The organism is Mesorhizobium sp. (genome assembly GCF_005063415.1).
Classification (GTDB): Bacteria; Pseudomonadota; Alphaproteobacteria; order Rhizobiales; family Rhizobiaceae; genus Mesorhizobium.
Genome location: NZ_SUEG01000191.1, coordinates 1,736 through 8,458, shown reverse-complemented (window position 1 = coordinate 8,458; position 6,723 = coordinate 1,736). Strand labels below are relative to the sequence as shown.

Annotated in this window: 7 protein-coding genes and 2 pseudogenes; 5 read left to right on the top strand and 4 right to left on the bottom strand. The window is 62.6% G+C overall.

Annotated features, from left to right (window positions below; genetic code table 11):
* From E5W70_RS29050 to E5W70_RS29040, 3 genes and pseudogenes are all read left to right on the top strand, one after another.
* Nucleotides 1-382: pseudogene (locus tag E5W70_RS29050) on the top strand (caspase family protein); the annotation flags it as partial.
* A gap of 101 nt (nucleotides 383-483) precedes the next feature.
* The gene (locus E5W70_RS29045; RefSeq protein WP_292664733.1) at nucleotides 484-864 is read left to right on the top strand and encodes a hypothetical protein; all 381 of its coding nucleotides are present in this window, start codon (nucleotides 484-486) and stop codon (nucleotides 862-864) included.
* Entirely contained in the window at nucleotides 861-1,562 is a 702-nt protein-coding gene (locus tag E5W70_RS29040; RefSeq protein ID WP_292664732.1) for a hypothetical protein, read from the top strand. The genes E5W70_RS29045 and E5W70_RS29040 overlap by 4 nt, the downstream gene beginning before the upstream one ends.
* Nucleotides 1,563-1,646: 84 nt before the next feature.
* On the opposite strand, the gene E5W70_RS29035 is transcribed toward E5W70_RS29040, so the two are convergent.
* Nucleotides 1,647-2,729, bottom strand: coding sequence for a serine protease (locus E5W70_RS29035; protein WP_292664731.1), 1,083 nt, complete (start codon nucleotides 2,727-2,729; stop codon nucleotides 1,647-1,649).
* Between the two features lie 309 nt (nucleotides 2,730-3,038).
* Between E5W70_RS29035 and E5W70_RS29030 the strand changes: the two genes are divergently transcribed.
* Nucleotides 3,039-4,214: a trypsin-like serine protease gene (locus E5W70_RS29030; RefSeq protein WP_292664730.1), complete on the top strand. Its 1,176-nt coding sequence runs from the start codon at nucleotides 3,039-3,041 to the stop codon at nucleotides 4,212-4,214.
* Between the two features lie 72 nt (nucleotides 4,215-4,286).
* Here E5W70_RS29030 and E5W70_RS29025 read toward each other — a convergent pair whose 3' ends face one another.
* Nucleotides 4,287-4,637, bottom strand: a complete 351-nt coding sequence (locus tag E5W70_RS29025) for a hypothetical protein (protein WP_292664729.1) — start codon at nucleotides 4,635-4,637, stop codon at nucleotides 4,287-4,289.
* Between the two features lie 190 nt (nucleotides 4,638-4,827).
* Between E5W70_RS29025 and E5W70_RS29020 the strand changes: the two genes are divergently transcribed.
* A complete protein-coding gene (locus tag E5W70_RS29020; RefSeq protein WP_292664728.1) occupies nucleotides 4,828-5,133 on the top strand; it encodes a DUF2934 domain-containing protein in 306 nt (101 codons plus the stop codon).
* Nucleotides 5,134-5,218: 85 nt separating this feature from the next.
* On the opposite strand, the gene mgrA is transcribed toward E5W70_RS29020, so the two are convergent.
* Both mgrA and E5W70_RS29010 read right to left on the bottom strand, forming a co-directional pair.
* The gene (mgrA, locus tag E5W70_RS29015) at nucleotides 5,219-6,265 is read right to left on the bottom strand and encodes an L-glyceraldehyde 3-phosphate reductase (protein ID WP_292664727.1); all 1,047 of its coding nucleotides are present in this window, start codon (nucleotides 6,263-6,265) and stop codon (nucleotides 5,219-5,221) included.
* Nucleotides 6,266-6,396: 131 nt separating this feature from the next.
* A pseudogene (locus E5W70_RS29010) lies at nucleotides 6,397-6,723 on the bottom strand (gfo/Idh/MocA family oxidoreductase); the annotation flags it as partial.

The window sequence follows — 6,723 nt, the reverse complement described above, 5'->3', positions numbered from 1 at the left end:
CGGCTCGACCAACCTGGTCGACATCAACGTGCTCTATGTCGGCTCCGACTATTCCATCCAGCATTTTCTTGCCGAGCGCCTGACCGAAGGCGCCGTGCTCGAGGAAGGCCTGTTCAAATTCACCGATACCAGCTTCGGTATGGAGCGGATGATCGCCGTCTTGACCGAAGCGCCGCCGCAGAGCGAGAAGCAGGATCTGAGCTTCCTGGCGCAAGAGGGCGTTGTCTCGGTAACGCGCGGACTGGGACAGCCAAGCTTCTCCGATATGCTGGCCGATATCGGCATGGCGCCGGCGACGCGATCGGCCATGCGGCTCACCGACGACAAGGGGTCGAAGGGCGCCGTGATGATCTTCCCGATGGAGACGGTGCCGCGCGCCTGAAGCGGGATCAAGTGCCCGGCCGGGCCTCTTGCCTAATCGGCTGATAATGAACATTCTTCGACCGCCGCTGTCGGCGGCCGAACGGAACGGATGAGGCGTTCGTGAACAGGATCGTATTTTCGTGGCGCGCAACAACCGCCGGCCTTGTCGCCGGGCTATTGCTGGCCGCCAATGCTTCGGCGGACGAGGCTTGTGGCCTCTGCGCCAAGGAGGTCGTCATCAACTCCGAGCTGGCGAGCTGCTTTCTCGACCAGTACGACCAGATCGCAAAAACCGGCAACACCGCCGTCGTCGTCGATCTCAGCAGCTGTACCTCACGCGGCGTGGTCGAACCATTGCCGTCGCCGGGCAAGGCGCAGGTGGAGCCTGACGTGCAGTTCATCGTTTCGCGCACGCAGCTGGATTGCCTGAAGAAGAAGCTGGAGACGCCGGGCATCGTGCTCGACCCGTCCGCCACCATAGAACTGGACAGCTGCGGATGACGAGAGCGGGGGGCAACGCAACGCAGCAGGCAGCGGCGCCGGTACCGCAAAAGAAGCCGGTGTCACTGCCGGAAACCGTCGAAGGCCTGCCGTGGGTAAGCAATCACGAGGTCAAGAAGGAGGCCAACCCGTTCACCGATCGCGACTGGCGCATGCTCGTCTATGCCTGGTCCGGATTGCTGGTACGCCTGGCGATCATCTTCACCTTGATCTTTTCGGTCTACCAGTTCCTGGCAAACCAAGAGCAGAAGCGCGTCGAACAGACGATGTCGCTGGTCGAGCTCTGGGAAAGCAAGGATTACCAGCAGGCGCAACGGGCCCTCAAGCAACGCCTGGCGACGCTCAACGCCAAATACGGCAATCTGCTCAGCGCCAATCCGACGCCGACCGAGGAACAGGTGTTCAGACAGCGCATCGGCATCGAAGCGATGAGCGCTACCGGCGGCGACATGCCAATGGCCGAGTTCAGTGATAATTTCGACCGCATCGTCTATTTCCTTAACCGCCTTTCCTTCTGCGTCGAAGGCAGGCTGTGCTCGCGCGAGGTCGCCGACTCCTATTTCCGCGACTATGCCGCTTCGTTCTGGAGCTATTTTGCCGGCTATATCGACAAGGAGCGCAAGGCCGGCTCGCCGACTTTTGCCCTGCCGATCGAGAACTATGTGCGCCAGGCGCCAGCCTCGGCCCAGTCCAGATAATCCCCGAAAATGCGAAAGCCGGCGACGGAAATGCTCCGCCGCCGGCTGGTTTTCCGCGACGATCGCGGCCGAAATTCTGCACGCCTATTTGTATAGGCTGTTGATCCACTGGACGTTGATGGCGTTCAGGCGCACGGCGGTATTGGCATCCGGACTCTCGGCGACGTTCACGCCGGTGATGACGCGCTGCTTGGAGCCATTGTCATAGGCATAGACCGAGCTGCCGCTCGATCCTGGATACGTGTCGCAGTCGTACTGGAAATACTCGGTGGCGATGTTTTCGGCGCGCACTTCGCAGGTCGCCTTCCACATCGTGCCCATCGGCTTGTCGCCGGGATAGCCGATGATGTTGGCGGTGAAATCGCCGAGATCCACGTAATTGGCATAGCCCAGCCAGCCGAGATTGGTGCCGACATCCTGTTTCAGGGTGACGATGCCGAGATCCCACGGCACGACCGAGCCGTAAAAGCCCTGGTAATTGTCGATGAAGCCCTGGACGATATAGGCGCTTTCATAGGTGAAGGCGCCGAACGGTGCGTCGTCGGCGGTCTTCCCGTTGAGGGCCGGGACGAACAGGATGTCGTCCAGCCAGGCCTTGTCCTCGTGGCTGTAGAGGCAGTGCGCCGCGGTGAGCACCGTGCGCGGGCCGATCAGTGTCGCCGAGCAGCTGCCGTAGCTGCCGCTCTTCGATTTGCCTTCGAGATAGCCTATCGCGGTGAACGGGTAGGTTTTGGTATTCTTGATCTGCTCGCGGTCGTCCGTCCCGAACACCTGGCGGCCGGCCTCTTCGCCTCCGCTCAGTCCGGAACTATCGGACTTCTGCCCGTCGGCGGGCGCGTTCATTTCCTTGATGACAAGGTCCTTCAGCGTCTCGTTCGGGTCGATCTTGATGTCCTTGCCATCGGCGGAGCGGCCGACGATGCCATAGGATTTGACGGCCGTTGCTTCGTCGGCGAGCGGCGCGGTGCGGTTGGCCGCGTCGTCGGTCAATTTCGGCGGGGCGATCGATTTCGCCCGGCCGGGCTTGTAATCGCCCGATGTTACGTCCCGCATGCTTTCGCCGTTGCCGGCATTGGCGGAACCTGGATCGGCAGCCAAGGCAGGAACCGCCCACATTGCGGTGGAAAGCAACGCGGACGCAATAATGCACTGTGTCAGTTTTGTCATGGTGAGACTCTCCCAAAAGTCAGCAAGGACTGGATCAAGATACAGAAATATTGTCGAGATCGTGGTGGCGCAGAAAAATGAAATTGGTTAGCGGTGCCTTTACCGGGCCATTATTCAGTGCAGCCAGTTTAGGTCCCCGCCAAAAATGCCTGCAACGGTATACTGCCTAAAATAATCCAACATTGGCAACGACAAATTGCTTCCACATAGCCCGTGGGGGGCTATAGGATTTTGGGCGGGTTTGGCTCGACAGCACGACTAGCAGAAATGGTGCTCGGCTTTGTGACGGATCGTGCTTCGCCGTGGAGCATGATCTCACCGGCCGGTTCCATTTCAGTGGATCATGCGCCGGCGGCTGACCTGTCGGAACATCGTCTCAGGGGGTTCGAGGTGAAGATCATCCATAGGTTCAGACCGATTGCCGCCGCCGCGCTGCTTGGCATCGCGGTGGCCGTGCCGGTCGTCAATTCCGTTCATGCCGGGAACACGGCCGTCCGGCCGGAGGCGGCGATCTCGCCGATGAAACGCGTGGCCGAGGCCAGGGCCAACGCCAGGGCGGAGAACCCCGACGGCGCCGATCGCGTCTACGGCGGCAAAGAGGCCGAGAAGGGCGCTTACCCGTTCCAGGTGGCGTTGCTGACCACCGGTAAACTGGACAAAAGCCCGGCCTCGCAGGCGAATGCGCAGTTCTGCGGCGGCAGCCTGATCGCGCCGCAATGGGTGCTGACGGCGGCGCACTGCCTCAATGACGACGGCGAGCCGATTTCGCCTGATATGGTCACCGTGCTCACCGGCGCCACCGATCTCAGCGAGGGCAAGCGCTACAAGGCGGTGGAGATCATCGTCAACGAGGGCTATAGCGAGCAGACGCTGGACAACGATCTCGGCTTGATCCGTCTGGCCGAGCCGGCCAATGCCCCGACCATCAAAATTGCCCGTGAGCCGACCCCCGACGCTGGCAAAACGACGGTCACCGGCTGGGGCAAGATGCAGGACGGAACATTTCCCACCGCGCTGATGGTCGCCGACCTGGACCTCCAGCCGAACGCAACCTGCAACGGCGGCATCAAGGCGATTTATGCCCATGATTTGAAGGCAGCGCTCGGCGAGCTCGCCCGCCGCATGCGTTATTCGGAAAGGGGCATCGAGGCAGCCGCCAACGCGATTGCAGCTGACATGGCCGATCCGCTGACCGGCAACATGATCTGCGCCGGCACGGCCAGCGGCGAGCGCGACGCCTGCAATGGCGACAGCGGCGGACCGCTGTTCATGACCGGCGCCGATGGTCCGGTGCAGGTCGGCGTCGTCAGCTGGGGCGAAGGTCCGGCCGACGGCGGCACCGCCTGCGGCCACAAGAACGCCTACGGCATCTACACACGGCTGGCCAATTACACCGGCTGGATCGAGGAGAAGATGAAGACAGCAGCGCCCGTACCCGCAGCGCCCAAAGCCCTCGGCACGGCCCAGAAGCCGGCGACGCCCTGACCGGCGTCACCCGCTAACGAATGAACGGCGGGAGCAATCCCGCCGTTTCTGTCCCAAAACCTGGGGTCGGGACTAGAACCAGCGATCGCGGCGCTGGTCTGCGGCGGCCAAGGTGAGGCCCAGTAGCGCCCCTACTGCCGCTCCGAGCATGAATGCGGACGATATTGTGCCAGGATTCTCCTGGACGACCCCGGACACCGTCTGCGCCCTGTTGCGGAGGGCTTGTGCAGTCCGGGAGGCGCGCTCAGCAGCGTTGTCATACCAGCCGCCGGCGTCTTCGATCGCCTCTTCCGCGCGTTCGGCCAAGGTCCGATTGATCTTGCTGATCTCGCGCCTCAGCTGCGCGACCTGCTTCTCCAGGGCTTCCTGAGCTTCACGTTGAGTCATCTTCGGTGTTGCGGATTCGTTCGGTTCGTCGGCCATGGTAATCTCCTTTGCTCAGGTTCGGCTCAACGGCCGGCCCGCTATCTAGGTTCCTCCGCAAAACGCGTCTGTCCGGTGTTTGTTCGATGAGAGACCGGGATTTGTCCGGCATGTGTGCGAAATCGGCTTGAACATAGGATCGATCCGGCGCTCCCCGCGTTGGTGAAAACGCCACAAGGGAGGAACCGCCATGGATGACGATCGGCATGAAAAAATTCGGCAGCGAGCCTATGAAATCTGGCTGCGCGAGGGCCGCCCGGATGGCGCGCATGAGCGTCATTGGCAGCAGGCGAAGCAAGAGCTTGGCTACGATGAGACGACGACCGGCCAGGCTCCTGCTGGAACGATCGCCAGTTCCGACGTTCTGACGGTCGAGGCGCTGGCGATGCGCACCGGGATAACCGGTGATCAGGCGCAAGAGCTGATCGACAGGCTTGGCAACGACAGGGCGACCCTCGAGCAAGCCGCGCGGAACCTCAAGGCAGGCGAAAGTTAGCCGCTGGCCACCGTGTCGAAGACAGCTGCCAGTTTGCGCCGCCGCGCCTTTTCGAATGGAAACGGACCCGCGGAACGGGAGTCGCCTACTTCCGCGGCGGCCCCTTGCGCTCGGCCGACGCCGCCCAGAGGTTGATGTCCGACTCACGGGCAAAGGTGTCGATCTCGGCGAGCTCGGCATCGCTGAAGTCGAGCGCCTTCAGCGCCCCAACACAATCCTCGACCTGTTCCGGCCGGCTGGCGCCGATCAGCGCCGACGTCACCCTGCCCCGGCGCAACACCCAGGCCAGCGCCATCTGCGCCAGCGTCTGGCCGCGGCGACGGGCGATGACGTTCAGCGCCTCGATATTGGCGATCGACTTGTCGTTGATGAATGCCGGGCGCAGCGACTTGCCCTGGCTGGCGCGGCTGCCGTCGGGGATGCCGCCGAGATATTTGTCGGTCAGCATGCCTTGCGCCAGCGGCGAGAACACGATCGAGCCGACGCCAAGTCCCTCCAGCGTATCGAGCAGGCCGTCATCCTCGACCCAGCGATTGAGCATCGAATAGCTCGGCTGATGGATCACGCAAGGCGTGCCGAGCTGCTTTAATATATCGGCGGCCTCGCGGGTTCTCTGCGAATTATAGGAGGAAATGCCGGCATAGAGCGCCTTGCCCGAGCGCACCGCGTGATCGAGCGCGCCCATCGTTTCTTCCAGCGGGGTGTCGGGGTCGAAGCGGTGCGAATAGAAGATGTCGACATAGTCGAGCCCCATGCGCTTCAGGCTCTGGTCGAGGCTGGCCAGCACATATTTGCGGCCGCCCCATTCGCCGTAAGGTCCTGCCCACATTTCGTAGCCGGCCTTGGTCGAGATGATCAGCTCGTCGCGATAGCCGGCAAAGTCCGTCCGCAGGATTTCGCCGAAGGCCCGCTCCGCCGAGCCGGGCGGCGGGCCGTAATTGTTGGCGAGGTCGAAATGCGTGATGCCGAGATCGAACGCCCTGCGCGTGATCGCCTGCTTGGTTCTATGCGGCGTGTCGTCGCCGAAATTGTGCCACAGCCCAAGCGAGATCGCCGGCAGCTTCAGGCCGGACCGCCCGCAGCGATTGTAGATCATCTTTTCGTAGCGGTTTTCGGCGGGAACATAGGGCATGGAAAATCCTCATATCGAAACGAGCCCGACGGCTGCCGCCGCGATGACGGGCAAGTCGACTTCGGCCCCACCCTTAGCCTCTCCCCGCGAAAACGGGGAGAGGCTTTTGCGGTGCTTGGGAGGTGCGCCGCCTACTTCGTTTTCTTCTTCGCCAGCAGCTCCTTCGCCGCCTCGACGCCGAGTGCCGCGGGCCGCTCGCAGCTGGTCTGCATGGCAACGAACTTTCCGGTCTCGCCCGAGCGCAACAGGCCGGTCATGACGTCGACGGCATGCAGCGCCAGTTCCATCGAGCAGCGATGCGGCCGGCCTTCCCTGATCGCGATCGCCATGTCGGCAAGGCCGGCGGTGCGGTAGTTGGCCATCATGCCGTGCGAATGCATCTCGTTGGGCACGCCGAACGGATGCCGCCATTTCGGCAGCTTCTTCACCGGCTTGGCGGCTTCGGTGTAGCGCACCTC

What these genes read in the sequence shown, in the direction of transcription:
- E5W70_RS29035 (WP_292664731.1), bottom strand. Translation starts at nt 2,729, where the DNA reads ATGACAAAACTGACACAGTGCATTATTGCGTCCGCGTTGCTTTCCACC.
- E5W70_RS29020 (WP_292664728.1), top strand. Translation starts at nt 4,828, where the DNA reads ATGGATGACGATCGGCATGAAAAAATTCGGCAGCGAGCCTATGAAATC.
- E5W70_RS29030 (WP_292664730.1), top strand. Translation starts at nt 3,039, where the DNA reads ATGATCTCACCGGCCGGTTCCATTTCAGTGGATCATGCGCCGGCGGCT.
- mgrA (WP_292664727.1), bottom strand. Translation starts at nt 6,265, where the DNA reads ATGCCCTATGTTCCCGCCGAAAACCGCTACGAAAAGATGATCTACAAT.
- E5W70_RS29025 (WP_292664729.1), bottom strand. Translation starts at nt 4,637, where the DNA reads ATGGCCGACGAACCGAACGAATCCGCAACACCGAAGATGACTCAACGT.
- E5W70_RS29040 (WP_292664732.1), top strand. Translation starts at nt 861, where the DNA reads ATGACGAGAGCGGGGGGCAACGCAACGCAGCAGGCAGCGGCGCCGGTA.